The sequence below is a fragment of the Hyphomonas sediminis genome (assembly GCF_019679475.1).
In the GTDB taxonomy this organism is placed as follows: Bacteria; Pseudomonadota; Alphaproteobacteria; order Caulobacterales; family Hyphomonadaceae; genus Hyphomonas; species Hyphomonas sediminis.
This window is the reverse complement of record NZ_JAIEZP010000001.1, coordinates 2,648,730-2,662,570: the sequence shown is the minus strand read 5'-3', so window position 1 is coordinate 2,662,570 and position 13,841 is coordinate 2,648,730. Positions and strand designations below refer to the sequence as shown.

Below are 13,841 nucleotides of genomic sequence, written 5' to 3'. Positions count from 1 at the left end.
CGGTGCCTTGAAAATAATGCCGCGAGGTAAGGGCAGGGGCTGCCGGGTCCCGGACAATCGCTGCGCGATTTCCGGGATGACGCCGGAAAGCGAGCGCTAAGGTTTCGTCATCCCGGTTTTGGGCCGAAGGTCCAAAGACCGGGACCCAGGAAGCTCTCCGGCTTTCAGCCGCTTTAGCCCTTCGGCACCAGCAACGCCACAGCCTCTGCCGCAATTCCCTCGCGCCGTCCGGTAAAGCCCAGCCCCTCGGTCGTCGTCGCTTTCACGCTCACCGCGTCGAGCGGAAGCCCGAGCAGCTCCGCCGTCCGTTCCCGCATCGCTTCGCGGTGCGGCTTCACCTTGGGCGCCTCGCAGATCACCGTGATGTCGCAATTGGCGATGACGTAGCCCTTCGCCTCGGCCAGCCTCTGGGCTTCCTTCAGGAAGATGCCGCTGTCAGCGCCTTTCCATTTCGGGTCCGAGGGCGGGAAGTGGTCGCCAATGTCGCCCAGCGCGACGGCGCCAAGGATGGCATCGGTCAGCGCGTGCCAGGCGGCGTCGGCGTCCGAATGCCCTTTCAGCTTGGCGATATGCGGGATCGCCACTCCACAGAGCGTCACATGATCGCCGGCCTCGAACTCATGCACGTCATACCCCTTGCCGATGCGCGGGGTGCCAGCGGGGGAGAGGAGGCGGGCGAGCATGTCGAAATCCTCAGCATAGGTAATCTTGGAAAGGCGGGCCGAGCCGGGCACCATCCTGATCGCTCCCCCGGCGGCTTCGATGGCGGCCAGGTCGTCCACAAGGTCCGGCCCTGCCGCGCTCAATGCGGCGCGGATTTCGCCAAGACGGAAGGCTTGCGGCGTCTGCACCCGGAAAAGCCCCGTCCTGTCCACATTTGTCCAGTTTTGTCCCTGATTTGACTTCAGGGCGTCGGCAACCGGCATGGCCGGGGCCGATGCGGCCACAGCCTTGTCCGAGAGCGTTTCGATGAGCGCGCTGATTGTCGCCGCATCGATGCCGGGCCGGGCTGCGTCATGGATCAGGACCACCGCGTCGTCTGCCAGCGTCGCTGCCGCCAGCCCGCTCAGCACCGATTGCGTCCGCGTAGCGCCCGGATTTGCCTGCACTATCGGCGCGCCTTCAGGCAGTGCCCCCAGCTCCGGCCCGGCCACCACCACCACCTGCGAAATCCGAGGGTGCGTGCAGAAGGCGTCTATAGACCAGTCGATTACGCGCTTTCCCAGCAGCATCTGCCACTGTTTCGGGCGCTCTGCGCCTGCGCGCTGGCCGGTGCCTCCGGCGACGATGATTGCTACAGCCTCAGTCATGTTCGGGCTTGTAAGCGAGCTGCAGGCGGCTGGCTACTCCGCGGAATGTCCCGAATAGGGGAAATATTTGCCCATGATTTGTGCGCTTGCGAAAAAATGAAAAGTCGGTGAGATAAGAGTATGACCAATTTTGAGGCACCCAAGGTCTGGCTGGCGCCGATGTCTGGCGCAACTGACGCCCCCATGCGGCGGCAAGCGGTGCATTTCGGCGCGCCCGCCGTCGTGTCGGAGATGGTTGCAGGGGAAACCCTCGCGCAGGCCCGTCCGGATGTCGTCCGCAGAACCTGCCGTCATGAAGGCGAGGGCAGTTGGATTGTCCAGCTTGCCGCCCGCCGCCCGGAAGACATGCTCGCCGGCGCCGTTCTTATGGCTGAGGCGGGCGTCGATGTGATCGACATCAATATGGGCTGCCCGTCCAAACAGGTGACCGGCGGTCAGTCCGGCTCCGCCCTGATGCGGGATTTGCCGCTGGCGGGTGAAATCATCGACGCGGCCATGCAAGGCGCCGCTGGCCGACCGGTCACGCTGAAGATGCGTCTCGGCTGGGATGATCAGAACCTCAACGCGCCGGAGCTGGCCCGCATGGCGCAAGACCGGGGCGTTTGCATGCTCACGGTCCACGGTCGCACGCGCTGCCAGTTTTACACGGGCGCCGCAAACTGGGCCGCGGTTCGCGCCGCAGTCGAGGCGGTCAGCCTCCCGGTCATCGTCAATGGCGATATTGCTGATGTGGCCAGCGCCCGCGAGGCGCTCGCCCAGTCTGGTGCTCACGGCGTCATGGTCGGGCGAGCCGCCATGGGGCGTCCCTGGCTCGTTGGCGAAATTGCTGCCGCGCTCGAAGGGCGCGCCTGGCGCAAGCCCGGCCTGAGTGAGCAGCTCGCCAGCCTGTGTGAGCAGATCGAGGACTCGGCCGAGCTTTATGGCGCCGGCCTCGGCCTCAAGATGGTGCGCAAGCATATCTCTGCCGCCATCGACGAACTTGAAATCGATCTGCCGGCAGTCGAGCGCCGGCAACTGCGCGCCGATCTCTGCCGGATCGGGGATGCGGGCGAACTCATTGCCGCGCTGCGCCAGGTCTATCTCGGTCAGAAGTTGGAAAAGGTGGTATAGTCGTGGATACGCTCACAGGTGTGCGGCCATCCGGCCTCGCTGATCTGTCCCCCATTGCGCTGCTTCATATTGATCAGCGCCGCCGTATCGGGAATGTGAACCCGGCGGCAGAGGACCTCTTCAAGCTGTCGCGGCGCGCCCTCGTAGGCCGCCCGCTCAGCGAAGTCGTTTATCACGACTCCCTCCTGTTCGAGCTGATCGACCGGGCGGACCGTGACCCCGCCGAAATCGCGGCGCCGGCCACGCCGATCGCCGGCCCGTCGATGCAGGCCGGTCTCATCTGTGATATCCGTCTGCGGACAGTTGAGGGCGGCAACTTTATCCTTGCCCTTTCTGAAACCCCGGTCCGGGATTCCGGCGAAGGGATTGCCGGGGCGGCGGGCTTTGGCCGCATCCTCGGTCACGAAGTGAAAAATCCGCTTGCTGGCATCATCGGCGCGGCCCAGCTTCTGGAGCGTCAGGCGCAGGCTGGCCAGTCCGAACTGCTCGACATCATCAAGGACGAAGCCCGCCGGATCGAGCGTCTGGTCAATCGCCTCTCGGCCTTTGAATTGTTCTCTGCCCCGCGGATGCAGGCGTGCAACGTCCACGCGCTGCTCGACAAGGTCGTCGCGTCCGAGCGCGCGGCGATGGGCACGCGTGTCGAGTTCCGCCGCGAATATGATCCGTCGCTGCCGGATATGATGGGCGATCCTGATCACCTGCAGCAGGCTTTCCAGAACATCGTGCGCAACGCCGCCGAGGCTGCCTCGGAAGGCGGCCGCAAGGGCGAAGTCGTCATCCGCACCGCCTACGCTGCTGGCCTTGCCATGCGCCAGGCGCGTCTCGGCTCCGGCCTGCGCCGCGCCATGCTGATCTCCTTCGAGGATAATGGTCAGGGCATCCCGCGCGAGCGCCAGGCGACAATCTTCGATGTGTTTCAGAGCACCAAGTCCGGCGGCCGGGGTCTGGGCCTTTCCGTCGTCAGCGAAGTCGTCAACGCGCATGGTGGGCAGATCCGAGTGGACAGCCAGCCCGGCGCAACCCGTTTCACTGTCCTGCTACCGCTATCGGAGGCGTAATCCATGGCCGAGAAAACCGTACTCCTCGCCGAAGACGATGCCAGCATCCGGCTCGTCGTGAACCAGACGCTGGTATCTGCCGGCTATGAAGTCAGGGCCACCAGTTCGCCCGACGCGCTGCAGCGCTGGGTACGCAATGGCGAGGGAGATGTGGTCGTCACCGACGTTTATCTGGGTGACACGTCGATCTTTGACCTTCTGCCCTCGATGAAGCTCGCCCGTCCGGAGCTGCCCTTCATTGTAATGAGCGGCCAGAACACCATCCTCACCGCGGCTTCTGCCGCCGAGCATGGCGCCTTTGACTACCTGCCCAAGCCGTTCGACATTGATGTGCTCTCCAGCCTCGTGCGCCGCGCGCTGAAAGCCTCGCCCGCGCCGGACAAGGCGATTCACCCAGAAGCGCAGAAAGCGGTCGCGGATGCTGGCCTCCCGTTGATCGGCCGCTCGGACGCAATGCAGGAAGTCTATCGCCTGATCGCCAAGGTGATGAACACCGACCTCACCGTCCTCATCGAGGGCGAGAGCGGCACGGGCAAGGAACTCGCCGCCCGTGCCATCCATCAGCTCGGCCAGTCCAAGCGTGGCCAGTTCGTCGCGCTCGACCTCGCCGCCATGCCGCCGTCTGAAATCAACCGCGAACTCTTCGGCACCGATGGCAATGGCGGCGCTGTCCGCATGAAGGGCGGCACGCTTTATCTCGACGAGATTGGCGACCTGCCGGCCGAAGCGCAGGCGCAGCTTGTAAAGTTGCTCCGCGAACCCGGCGGCGCCCGCCTCATCGCGTCCACGCGCCGCAATCTTGGCCGCCTCGTGGAAGACGGCAAGTTCCGCGAAGATCTCTTTTACCGCCTCAACGTGATGCGCCTTGCCATCCCGCCGCTGCGCCAGCGCAAGGAAGACATCCCGGAGCTCGCCCGCGCTTTCCTCATCCGTGCCCAGCGCCAGGGGCTCGCTGCCCGCACCTTCGACAAGTCCGCGCTCGACCTGATGGCCGCCTATGACTGGCCGGGCAACGTGCGCGAGCTGGAAAACCTGGTCCTGCGCCTGGCCGTGCTCAGCTCCGATACCGTAATCACCGTCATGGATGTCGAGCGTGAGATGCGCATGGGCGTTGCCGAGCAGACCGGCACGAGCATCGGCTTCGAGGCGGAGATCGAGGCGCTTCTGCACCGCTATGTGATGGGCGATCTCGTCTCCGGCGGTGAGGGGGAGGGCTCCAATGTCCACGAATCGGTTGTTAACCGTGTGGAGCGCCCGCTGATCCGTCTCGCCCTGTCGGTCACCTCGGGCAACAAGGTCCGCGCCGCGCAGCTGCTGGGCATGAACCGCAACACGCTGCGGGCCAAGATCAACGCCCTCGGCATTGCAGAAGACTGATTGACGACACACCGGTCTGTGGCTTTAGTGCACCACTGTTGCGATTGGGACACTTAATTTGTGTCCTATTTGCAACGGGGCGGGGGCCCCAATAGAGCCGGAAAGTAAGTGTCGAGCACAACGAACACCCAGGCCAACAAAGCGAGCTGGGCTCTTTTCGAAGGGCTCTTCATCATTGCGGCCCTGGTTGCAGTGTTTGCAACCTTTATGGCAATTTCCGATGTGAACCCCGACGATCCGACCGCAGGCGCGACGCCGTGGCTCCTGGGGCTCAACTTCATCCTCCTCACGGTTCTCGCCATCATCGTCACGCGGGAATACCTCAAGATCCGCGTCGACAAGGCCGAAGGCAGCGGCAAGCTCGCCCGGCGGTTCGTCCTCCTGTTCGGCTTTTCCGCGCTGATCCCGGCGATGGTCGTGGCCATGTTCATGGGCGCCTTCATCACCCGCGGGCTCGACCGCTGGCTGGGCGACCGTGTGGACCATCTGATGCAGCAGAATGCGGAAATCTTCCGCACCTATGTCGAGAGCTTCCAGTCGACCTTCGATTCAGACATGCGCCTGGCGGCGCTCGATGTCGAAAGCTTCGCTCGCCAGGTCGACAAGACCATCGAGACAGCGCCTGACGCAGATGGTGTTGACGGCGCCATCTATGACTATGCCTCAACGGCTTTCTTCGATGGCCTGCGCACGGAGCTCGCCAGCCGCGACTTCCTCACCATCGCGCTGCTCGGCGCCGATGGCGTGGAGCTTGTCGCTGAAGCCAGCGTGCAGGACCCTATCCTCCTGTTGCCGCCAAAGTCGGCCTATGCCGAGGCCGATCAGGGCGCCGTCGCCACGACGCTGTATGAAGGCCGGGGCATCGCCACGGCGCTTATCCATATTTCCGAGCCGCTCGACGGCTATATCTACGCGGTGAAAGTGTTCGACAGGAATGCGGCGCGTTCTTTACGCGAAGCTGAAACCGCGCTGGAAGAATACTACGCTGCCAAGCAGAGCGGGGGCCGCCTGCAGACAATCTTCATCATCGGCTATGCGCAGATTGCGGGCCTTGTCCTGCTGCTTGCGGGCCGTCTTGGCCTTGAGGCGGCGGGCCGTGTCACCGGTCCCATCGGGCGCCTGGCTTCCGCGGCCCACGCCGTGCGCGATGGTGATCTCAGCGTTCGCGTACCTGTCAGCGGCCCGGTCGATGAGCTGCATGCCCTTGGTCACTCCTTCAATGCGATGACCGAGCAGCTCGACAACCAGCGCGAAGCGCTCGTCCGTGCCCGGAACGACGAGGAAGACAGGCGCCGCTTTGTGGAAACCCTGCTTGCCGAGCTTGGCGCCGGCGTCATGCGCGTGGACCCCAACGGCCAGATCAGTGTCGCAAACCGCTCTGCTGCCGAGTTGCTCGGCCATGCAGAGATTGCCGAAGGCGCGCTCCTGTCAGAGGTCGCCCCGCACTTTGAGCGCTATGTGCGTGATACGCTTGAGCGCGGCGCGCCAGTCGATGCAACGCTGGATGTGACGGTCGGCGGCGAGGCGCGCAATATCCGCCTCAAGACGGCGCCTGGTCCGGAAGGCGGCTGTGTCCTTACCTTCGATGATACGACCCGGCTTGTCACAGCCCAGCGCCAGCTCGCCTGGCGCGATGTCGCCCGCCGCATTGCCCATGAAATCCGCAACCCCCTCACGCCGATCATGCTGTCTACGGAGCGCCTGCGCCGCCGCTACGGCCCGAAGATCGACGATGCCGACGGCGTGTTCGAGCGGTGCACGGAAACCATCCTGCGCAAGGTAGACGACATCGCCCGCATGGTTGAGGAATTCTCCTCCTTTGCCCGGATGCCCAAGCCGAGCGTTGCGCCGTTTGATATGCGCGAGCTGCTGCAGGCCGCCGCCTTCGCGCAGAGCGTCGTCTCGCCCGATATCGAGATCGAGCTGGATACCGATCTGGAGAAGGCGCCTTTCCTGGGCGATGACCGGCTCCTGGGGCAGGCGTTCGGAAACCTCCTGAAAAACGCGGCAGAGGCTATCGAGGGCCAGCCGATCGAGAACGACGTGTCCGGCCATATCCGCATCATCCTCCAACAGGATGTGCGCGGCCTTGAGGTGATCATTGAAGACAATGGCCCCGGCTTCCCCGCCGAAGTGCGCAACCGGCTGCTGGAGCCCTATGTGACGACGCGCGAGAAGGGCACAGGCCTCGGCCTTGCCATCGTGAACCGTATCCTGGTCGATCATGGCGGTTCCATTTCGCTTCAGAACCGGCCCGATGGCCTGCGCGGCGCGCGGGTTCGGGTGGTGCTTCCTGAAAACGGCGCGCTGGCGATGCAGGGCGACGACGTATCCACAGAAGATGGCGGCGGCGAAGGCCGTGTGCCTTACCCGTTGAGTTTGTAGAGGAGACTTGTGCATGGCACTCGACATCCTGGTTGTAGATGATGAGCCAGATATCCGTGAGCTGATGGCCGGCGTCCTTGGGGACGAAGGCTACGCAGTGCGCACCGCCGACACCGCCGAGCGCGCGATTGAAGAAGTGCGCTCGCGCACGCCGCGCCTCGTAATCCTTGATGTGTGGCTCCAGGGCAGCGGCATGGATGGCCTCTCGGTCCTGAAATACCTGAAATCGATCGACCCCATCCTGCCGGTCATCGTGATCAGCGGCCACGGCAATATCGAAACAGCGATCGCGGCGATCCGCCGGGGCGCGTTCGATTTCATCGAAAAGCCGATCAAGGCAGACCGTCTCATGCTGGTCGTCGAGCGCGCGATTGAATCTGCTGCGCTCCGCTATGAGAATGCCGCCCTGCGCAACCGTGCCGGCGATGAAGAACGCTGGATCGGAAACAGCCAGGCTGCAACTGCCCTGCGTGCTTCGCTTGATAAGGTTGCCCCCACCAATTCCAGGGTGCTCATCACAGGCCCGGCTGGTGTCGGCAAGGAACTGGCTGCGCGCCTTATCCACAAGAACTCCGCCCGCGTTACCGGTCCGTTCGTCGTCGTCAACGCGGCAACGATTGCGCCAGACCAGATGGAGATCGCCCTCTTCGGTGAGGAAGACCAGCAAGGGCGCACCGTGCGCGTTGGCCTGTTCGAGCGGGCCCACACCGGCACGCTTCTCCTCGATGAAGTTGCCGACATGCCAATCGGCACCCAGAACAAGATCCTCCGCGTCCTGACCGAGCAGCGCTTCCAGCGTGTCGGTGGCCGCTCGGATGTGACCGTCGATGTCCGCGTGATGGCTGCCACCACGAAAGACCTGAAAGCAGAGATCGAAGCGGGCAACTTCCGGGAAGACCTGTTCTACCGGCTCAGCGTCGTGCCGCTGCGCGTGCCTTCGCTGGCCGAGCGCCGGGACGACATCGTGGATCTCGCCAACTATTTCTGCGAGCGCATTGCCGAAACGTCAGGCCTCACATTCCGGAACTTCTCGTCCGAGGCGCTCGCCGTCCTGCAGTCGATGGAATGGCCGGGGAATATCCGCCAGCTGCGCAATCTCGTTGAACGCATCCTGATTCTCTCGCCCGCCGATACGGGCCGTCCGATCAGCGTGGACGAATTGCCGCGCGATCAGGGACGCGGCGGTCCGGCGCAAACCTCCAAATCGGGCTCTGCAGAGCTGGTTGGCCTGTCTTTGCGCGATGCGCGCGAGCAGTTCGAGCGGGAATACCTTACCCTGCAGATCACACGTTTTAACGGAAATATATCCCGTACGGCCGAATTCATCGGAATGGAGCGCTCCGCTCTGCACCGAAAATTAAAGGCTTTGGGAATATCCACGGGCGTCCGTCAGGATTCCTGAGCAGACGCTGAAGGCTTGAGACTATGCACGTTCTGATCTGCGGCGCCGGACGGGTAGGGCAGGGCATCGCGCGCCGTCTTGCCCGCGAGAAGCACGAAATCACCATCATTGATGAAGATCCCGATCTCGTCGATCAGGTCTCCATCGACCTCGACGTGCGCGGCATCGTCGGCCACGCGGCGCACCCCGACGTGCTCAAGCGTGCCCGCGCGGCTGACGCAGAGATGATTATCGCGGTCACCCATTTTGACGAGATCAACATGGTGATCTGCCAGATCGCCCACACGGTCTTCTCCACCCCGTTCAAGATCGCCCGCGTCCGCGACCGCTCTTATCTGGAGCCTGCCTGGAAGAACATCTTCTCGCGCGAAGGCCTGCCCATCGACATGGTGATCTCGCCGGAAGCCGAGGTCGGCGACGCGATCCTCCAGCGTTTCCGCACGCCCGGCACCATCATGAGCGCCAATTTCGCCGGCGGCATGGTCAAGCTGCTGGGCTTCGATCTGCGTGCGGACAATCCACTCGTCGATGTTGCTGTCGATCAGATCAAGGGCCTGTTCCCGGATCTTTCCGCCCGGGTCATCGGTATCGGGCGCGGCGACACGATCCACGCCCCGCGCGGCAAGGATGTTCTGAAAGCAGGCGACCGCGCCTATGTCGCTGTGCTGGACGCCCATGCCAGCCGCCTCACCTCCATCTTCAACACCGCCGAAAGCCGCCTCGATCACGTCGTCATCGTCGGCGGCGGTAATGTTGGCCTCCACGTTGCCAAGATGCTGGAGCGCGAAAGCCATATCCGCGTCCGCATGATCGAGCGCGACGGCGCCCGCGCCAACAAGGCCGTTGCCGAAGTAAAGCGCTCCATCGTCATCCAGGGCGATGGTCTGAGCCCGGAGATTCTGGCCGAGGGCGGCGTCGATCGCGCCGACTTTGTGATCGCCATCACCGATGACGACAAGGCAAACCTCCTGATCTCCAACCTCTCCAAGCGTGCAGGCGCCAAGCGCGCGCTCGCCCTCATCAACTCGCCCGAACTGGCTGGCCTCGCACCGGACATGCGCGTCGATACCGTGCTCGATCCGCGGGCGCTGACAGTCTCTCAGATCCTCATGCGCATGCGCCGGGGCCGCATCCTCAGCCTGCAGTCTCTGGAAGACGGCATGGCCGAGGTCGCCGAAGGCGTCACCCTCGAAAGCTCGTCCCTCATCGGCAAGCCGCTCGGCTATGATGATCTTCCCGAAGGCGTCACCGCGGCTGCTGTCGTGCGCGGCAATGAGGTGCTGATGGCCGACGATGAGGTTATTGTCCGCGCCGAGGACCACCTGATCATTTTCTACGAAGCCGAGATGGTCCGCTCGGTTGAGAAGTTCTTCCGGGTCAACCCGGACTATTTCTGATCGATGAACTATACATCCGTCGTCCGTGTTCTGGCTTTCCTGATGCTGATCCTGGCAGGATGCGCCGCATCGGCGACCCTGCTGGCCTGGGCGCTGGGCGAAACCTCCCAGCTCATCTCCTTCGGCGCCACCACGCTCGGCATTTCGGTCTTCGCCTCCAGCGTCCTGCTGCTGGCGCCCAAGCCCAGCCGCCGGGCGCGCCCGTCCGATGCGCTGGCTGTCGTCCTGCTCTGGTGGTTCCTTGCCCCTGTCGCTGCGTCGCTGCCGTTCATCTTCGGCGTCGCCAACAACTCGGTCACCGTCGCGCTCTATGAGGCGGCCTCCTGCATCACCACCACCGGCCACTCCATCCTCCAGTTTCCCGAAGCCTGGCCCGTCAGCCTGCTTTACTGGCGCGGCTTGCTGCATCTCCTGGGAACGTATGCTGCCATCATTATGGCCGCCGGTGTCTTCGCAGCGATCAATCTCGGCGGCCCCGGCGTCCACCGCACGGTTCTCTTCACGCTGCCGGAGTCGAGCTATTTCGACGCCATGCCCCGTATCGCGATTGCCGTCGGCGTGATGTTGTCGATCACCATCGGGTTCATCCTGCTGCTCCTTCTGGTGTCCGGTGTTCCCCCCGTGCGTGCGCTCGCCGATGCCGTCAGTGTCATTTCCACCGGTCTCGTCTTGCCCGATGCCGTCCGCGCGCTGCCGCCCAATCCGGTCGCCGAAATCGTCATGGCCGCTGGCCTGATGATCGGCGCGCTGGGCCTCGCCGTCTGGCTGCCGCTGCGCATCGGGGCGGTAAAGTCTGCGCTGACTGATCCGGAAACGGTTGTCTTCTTCGCCCTGATGCTGGTCTTCGCCGCTGCGCTCATCCCGGTTGGCATCTCGCTGGACACTGGCCTCAGCTGGTCGCTCAGCAACCTGTCGACCTCGGGCATCCCGCTCTCGCAGGCCGCGCGCGACGCTAACGTGCCGCTCACCATCGCTGTGCTGCCCGCCTTGATCGGCGGCTCGGCTCTTTCCGCGGCTGGCGGCATCAAGATCGCGCGCTTCATCGTGCTGGGGCAGAGGGCAGGGCAGGAATTCCGCCAGCTCGGCTATCGCCGTTCCATCCTCAGCTTCCGGTTTCGTGACAGAGAACTGGATGAGCGCAGTGTGATCGGCGTCTGGGTCTACTTCATCGTCTATGCCGCCGCACTGTTTTCGGTGATGGCGATTCTGTCCTTTTTCGAGATACCGTTCGAAGACTCGATCCGGCTTTCCATCGGCGCGCTTACCAATTCGGGCGGCCTCATCGCGCAGGCTACGGAAGGTCTGAGCTCGCTTGGCCAGCTTCTGCTCGCCATTGCCATGGTTTTGGGCAGAGTGGAGATCCTGACTGTGCTTCCGGCCCTTTCCCTGAGCTTCTGGCGGGGGTAAAGGGGGAACACCCTTGCGCAGGGGAAACAATGACCTTAGCTGCGCAGAATAAGACAACAAAATAAGAAAGAAAAAACAGATGTCCGCCGACAAGAAGCAGAATCTCCAGGACACTTTCCTCAACGCCGTCCGCAAATCCCGCACCCCGCTCACCGTCTTCCTCGTCAACGGTGTGAAGCTTCAGGGTGTCGTCACTTGGTTTGACAATTTCTGTATCCTGCTTCGGGGCGACGGGCGCCCACCGCAACTGGTGTACAAGCACGCCATTTCGACCATCGCGCCGAGCGCGCCCGTCCAGCTCTTCGACGAGGAACTCGACGGAGACTGATCGCGTTTGCAAGAAAAACTGATTGACCGCCTTCCTGCGCCGGAAATTGCCGGCGTCGTGATCCCGTGGTTCACGCCGCGAGACCGGCCGGGTCCGGACCGTTTGTCCGAAACTGCCGGTCTCGTCGAAGCGCTCGGCTGTGAGCTGGGGTTCATCCGGCCAGACCATGTTCGTGAAGTGAATTCTTCCTTCCTCCTGTCGGGCGGTCTGCTGGACAGGATGGCGACTGATATTGCCGAGACGAACGCCACGCTTGCGGTGATCGACGCCTCGCTGACGCCAGTTCAGCAACGCAACCTTGAGAAGCGTCTGGGTGTGAAGGTCATTGATCGGACGGGTCTGATCCTTGAAATCTTCGGCCTTCGGGCGCGCACAAAAGAGGGCCGTCTTCAGGTCGAGCTGGCCCGTCTCCTCTACGAACGCTCGCGTCTTGTCCGCACATGGACCCACCTGGAGCGTCAGCGCGGCGGGGGCGGCTTCCTCTCCGGCCCCGGCGAAAGCCAGCTTGAGGCCGACCGGCGGATGCTGGACGACAAGATCCTCCGTCTGCGGCGTGATCTTGAAGAAGTAAAACGCACGCGGGCGGTCCAGCGGGCAGGGCGCCGGCGCTCTGGAAAGCCTGTGGTCGCGCTCGTTGGCTACACGAATGCGGGCAAATCCACGCTTTTCAACCGGCTGACCGGCGCGGACGTGTTCGCCAAGGACATGCCCTTCGCCACGCTTGATCCGACCATCCGGCGGCTGGACCTGCCCACCTTGGGCGAGGCTGCCCTGATCGATACGGTCGGCTTCATCACGGACCTGCCGACCCACCTGATCGACAGCTTCCAGGCGACGCTCGAAGAGTCCCTTCAGGCCGACCTGCTCATCCATGTGCGCGACCGCGCCAGCGCGTCGGATATGGAGCAGGCGGATGATGTGATGCAGGTGCTCGAGCGGCTGGAATCTGAATCCGGTTTGCCTTTGCCGCCGATCATCGAAGCCTGGAACAAGATGGACGCCCTGTCGCCGGAGCGCGCGGAGTCGCTGGCCGCTCTGGCGGCGATCACGGAAGACCCGCCCGCCGCTGCCGTTTCCGCACTTTCGGGAGAGGGCATCGATACGCTGCTGGCGTTGATCGAGAAATCACTTCTCCGTGGCCGGACGGAAATTTCAGTCAGGCTGGGCACTGCTGACGGTAAGGCTCGCGCCTGGCTTCACCAGCACGGCGAGGTAACGGCGGAAGCGCAGCTGGAAGATGGCGGTACGGATGTTTCGGTCCGCCTGTCCGCCGAACGTCTAGGGCAGTTCCGAACAGAATTTCCAGCCTTGGCGGCCATTATTTCAATAGCTTGAATCCCGCCCATCCTTCGACCTCATCCTGAGCCCGACGAAGGACGCTCAGGATGAGCTAAATAGCGCTGCGCCAGAGAAGCTCATCCTGAGCGAAGTCGAAGGATAGAGCGGGCTCCGCGATTGCCGCCCCACCCATCCTGTCCTAAGCCCGCAGGACAAGGGGGGGAGCGCGCATGCGTATTGCAGTCACCGGAACGCACGGCGTGGGCAAGTCCACGCTGATCGAAGACTTCGTGTCGGCAGTGCGAGCCTATGAGGGCGTGCCGGAGCCCTATTGGCTGCTCGCACAGGATGGCATGGCCTTCGCCGATGGGCCGAATACGGCCGATCTGGAAGAGCAGCTCAAAAGCAGTTGCGCGCTGATCGGAGAGCAGGTCACCGACGAGGATGTCATCTTCGACCGGTGCCCGCTGGACCTCGTTGCCTATCTCGATGTCGTCAGCGCGCAGGAGGGGTTCGAGTGGACGCCGCAGGGCCGTTTGCTGGGCCGGATGGAAAAAGCGCTCAGCAGCCTGGACCTGATCGTCTTCGTGCCGTTGCAGCAGCCAGACGAAATCAGCATCGAGATTGAATACCCCAAACTCCGGCGCCAGGTGGACCGCCGCCTCAAGGCCATCCTGCGCCAGGATGATCTGGGCCTGCTCGAAGGTGGCCCGCGCGTCCTCGAAGTGTCCGGCCCGCCCGCCGAGCGTGTCCGTCAGCTGATCGCCGCGCTCGGTTGATCGTCGG

At 63.6% G+C, this 13,841-nt stretch carries 11 protein-coding genes; 10 read left to right on the top strand and 1 reads right to left on the bottom strand.

What is annotated here, in order from left to right:
* Positions 1–173 precede the first annotated feature (173 nt).
* Positions 174–1,310 (bottom strand): bifunctional 2-C-methyl-D-erythritol 4-phosphate cytidylyltransferase/2-C-methyl-D-erythritol 2,4-cyclodiphosphate synthase, encoded by a 1,137-nt coding sequence (locus K1X12_RS13075; protein WP_220988009.1) that lies wholly within the window; start codon positions 1,308–1,310, stop codon positions 174–176.
* Positions 1,311–1,430: 120 nt separating this feature from the next.
* Between K1X12_RS13075 and K1X12_RS13070 the strand changes: the two genes are divergently transcribed.
* The 10 genes from K1X12_RS13070 to K1X12_RS13025 all read left to right on the top strand — a co-directional run bounded on the left by K1X12_RS13070 (position 1,431) and on the right by K1X12_RS13025 (position 13,834).
* On the top strand, positions 1,431–2,420 hold the full coding sequence (locus K1X12_RS13070; RefSeq protein ID WP_220988008.1) for a tRNA dihydrouridine synthase: 990 nt from the start codon (positions 1,431–1,433) through the stop codon (positions 2,418–2,420).
* Between the two features lie 2 nt (positions 2,421–2,422).
* Positions 2,423–3,481: a two-component system sensor histidine kinase NtrB gene (locus tag K1X12_RS13065; RefSeq protein WP_220988007.1), complete on the top strand. Its 1,059-nt coding sequence runs from the start codon at positions 2,423–2,425 to the stop codon at positions 3,479–3,481.
* Positions 3,482–3,484: 3 nt separating this feature from the next.
* Positions 3,485–4,858 carry a sigma 54-interacting transcriptional regulator gene (locus tag K1X12_RS13060; RefSeq protein WP_220988006.1) on the top strand — a complete coding sequence of 458 codons (1,374 nt, stop codon included), beginning with the start codon at positions 3,485–3,487 and terminating at the stop codon, positions 4,856–4,858.
* A 108-nt stretch (positions 4,859–4,966) separates the two neighbouring features.
* Positions 4,967–7,243 carry a sensor histidine kinase gene (locus K1X12_RS17235; RefSeq protein WP_220988005.1) on the top strand — a complete coding sequence of 759 codons (2,277 nt, stop codon included), beginning with the start codon at positions 4,967–4,969 and terminating at the stop codon, positions 7,241–7,243.
* Positions 7,244–7,256: 13 nt separating this feature from the next.
* Positions 7,257–8,645, top strand: coding sequence for a nitrogen assimilation response regulator NtrX (gene ntrX / locus K1X12_RS13050; RefSeq protein WP_220988004.1), 1,389 nt, complete (start codon positions 7,257–7,259; stop codon positions 8,643–8,645).
* Between the two features lie 23 nt (positions 8,646–8,668).
* Positions 8,669–10,042 (top strand): Trk system potassium transporter TrkA, encoded by a 1,374-nt coding sequence (trkA, locus tag K1X12_RS13045; RefSeq protein ID WP_220988003.1) that lies wholly within the window; start codon positions 8,669–8,671, stop codon positions 10,040–10,042.
* A gap of 3 nt (positions 10,043–10,045) precedes the next feature.
* Complete coding sequence (locus K1X12_RS13040; protein ID WP_220988002.1) at positions 10,046–11,449, top strand: potassium transporter TrkG; 1,404 nt, start codon at positions 10,046–10,048, stop codon at positions 11,447–11,449.
* Between the two features lie 79 nt (positions 11,450–11,528).
* Positions 11,529–11,777, top strand: coding sequence for an RNA chaperone Hfq (gene hfq, locus K1X12_RS13035; protein ID WP_220988001.1), 249 nt, complete (start codon positions 11,529–11,531; stop codon positions 11,775–11,777).
* A 6-nt stretch (positions 11,778–11,783) separates the two neighbouring features.
* Positions 11,784–13,112 (top strand): GTPase HflX, encoded by a 1,329-nt coding sequence (hflX, locus tag K1X12_RS13030; protein ID WP_220988000.1) that lies wholly within the window; start codon positions 11,784–11,786, stop codon positions 13,110–13,112.
* Between the two features lie 173 nt (positions 13,113–13,285).
* Positions 13,286–13,834 (top strand): AAA family ATPase, encoded by a 549-nt coding sequence (locus K1X12_RS13025; RefSeq protein ID WP_220987999.1) that lies wholly within the window; start codon positions 13,286–13,288, stop codon positions 13,832–13,834.
* Positions 13,835–13,841 lie beyond the last annotated feature (7 nt).